This is a genomic window from Acutalibacter sp. 1XD8-33 (assembly GCF_003612555.1).
Taxonomy (GTDB): domain Bacteria; phylum Bacillota; class Clostridia; order Oscillospirales; family Acutalibacteraceae; genus Acutalibacter.
This window is the reverse complement of the sequence record NZ_RAZF01000075.1, coordinates 1-1,794: the sequence shown is the minus strand read 5'-3', so window position 1 is coordinate 1,794 and position 1,794 is coordinate 1. Positions and strand designations below refer to the sequence as shown.

The 1,794-nt window shown below is 51.1% G+C and carries 4 protein-coding genes and 1 pseudogene; all 5 read left to right on the top strand.

Going from position 1 to position 1,794, the window contains the following annotated elements; translation table 11 throughout:
• A pseudogene (locus D7X94_RS17825) lies at nucleotides 1-330 on the top strand (hypothetical protein); the annotation flags it as partial.
• Between the two features lie 67 nt (nucleotides 331-397).
• A complete protein-coding gene (locus tag D7X94_RS17820; RefSeq protein ID WP_120429156.1) occupies nucleotides 398-658 on the top strand; it encodes a hypothetical protein in 261 nt (86 codons plus the stop codon).
• A gap of 12 nt (nucleotides 659-670) precedes the next feature.
• Entirely contained in the window at nucleotides 671-886 is a 216-nt protein-coding gene (locus D7X94_RS17815; protein ID WP_120429155.1) for a hypothetical protein, read from the top strand.
• A gap of 4 nt (nucleotides 887-890) precedes the next feature.
• Entirely contained in the window at nucleotides 891-1,295 is a 405-nt protein-coding gene (locus D7X94_RS17810) for a hypothetical protein (RefSeq protein WP_120429154.1), read from the top strand.
• A 317-nt stretch (nucleotides 1,296-1,612) separates the two neighbouring features.
• Nucleotides 1,613-1,794: tyrosine-type recombinase/integrase (locus D7X94_RS17805; RefSeq protein WP_147401777.1), on the top strand; the 182-nt coding region annotated here is incomplete at its 3' end.

The window sequence follows — 1,794 nt, the reverse complement described above, 5'->3', positions numbered from 1 at the left end:
ACCTATGCGCTGATGAAAAAATGCAAGGACATCATCCTTGAAACCGACATTGGCAACGATCTGCGCCTGAAGGGCGTGATCGGGATTCTGGACGGTATGACGGTTCAGAAAATCCCCGCCAACCGGCTTCCCGCTGGATTCGGCTTCATGATCGCCCACCCCTGCGCTACTGTGGCCCCGACCAAGTTGGAGGACTACACGATCCACGACAACCCGCCTGGTATTTCCGGCGCGCTGGTGGAGGGCCGTATTTGCTACGACGCTTTTGTTTTGGACAACAAAGCCAAGGCGATTTACTATCAGGCCCAGCCCAGCGACAAGAGCGAATAATCCACCAATGGGGCCGCATGGGTAAATACTCCTGTGCGGCCCCCTGTTGGCCTATGGAGGGCTTTTCATGGAACTAATCATCAAAGCCAAAAGAGCCGCCCAGCGCAAGGCAGAGCGGTTTTATATGGGGTTCGTGAATTATGACCCGGACACCGGGAAATGGACGGCCCAGGGCCAGCTATGCGACGGCAAGATTAACGGTGTACGGCAGATTTTTACAGAGCATGACACCATGGAAGCCGCCGTTGATGCGCTTCAGGCTTTGGCGGACACATACCCCAATACGGTTGAAGATACCGTGATATTCATTGACGATTTAACAGAGTAAGGCGGTGAGACTATGCCCCGGCGAAAAACCCTGAAGCTATCCACCCCGGCTGACATTCGCCGGAGTATAGGCAGGATCAGTAATATGATCCTGAATGGAGAGATTGACGCAAAGCGGGGAAATGCACTTCTTTATGCTTGCAATTCTGCGCTGAACGTCATTAAGACAAGTGAAATGCAAACCAAGCTGGATGAATTGGAAACCCTGGTTATGGAAATGGAGCGGTGATCTTATGGCTGATCTGTCCCCGGCTGAAATTCTGCTGGATTCCCTGGTTCCGGCGCAACAGCTGATAAGGCGCTTGCAGGACCTTCTAAAGGCCCCGGTTTCTTATGGGAGTATTCGCCTATCCCCGGAAGCAAAAGCCGCAAGAGCGGCCTTCCAGAGTGTTGTACAGCACAATCTTGACAAGCTGATCGCCCAGCGGGAAAAGGGCGTGGCGTTGGTCAAGCTGATACCGGATACCACCGCCCGGACGGTAATAAAATTGCGCTATGGTTTGGTTGGTTCTGGATGTGAGAAAATGCCGCATTTCAAAATTGGGGAGATGCTACATTATTCGGATAAAACAATCTTCCGATACCACCAAAAGGGCATTGACCAACTAAACCAGCTTTTAGAGGGAGAGAAAGCATAATGGAAGAAAAAGCACGCCCACCCCCCTGATTTTTCAGTCAGGCCCATTTCCATCAATTTTTTCCTTGATCATAGCTGAACCCCGGCCCATTGTAGGAGTAGGCCGGGGCTCTCTTTTTGCTTTGACGGTTAATTTTCAAGACCGTGTTCACTGTTGCAAATGTGTTGCAAACGTCCCCGGTGTTTACCGGAGTTGTGGGGGGGCTAAATACTGAATATCCTGAAATACCAAGGCTTATCAGCGCACAGCGAAGGTGTAGAAACGCTCAAAAATTGAACAAATTTATTATACCGTAAGGGCACAGCTATTGCTCGAATTTGTACCAGGCGGGCATCGACCTGAAAACCACCCAATACCTGCTGGGCCATTCCTCCATCGAAATGACCACCAACGTGTACACCAGTCTTGCGAAGGAGGATACTGCGGCCTCTGTCATCGAGCTGGAACGGTATCTCTCCGGCGGTAGTCAGGCCGGAACCGATTTTTCAGAAAGTAGTCA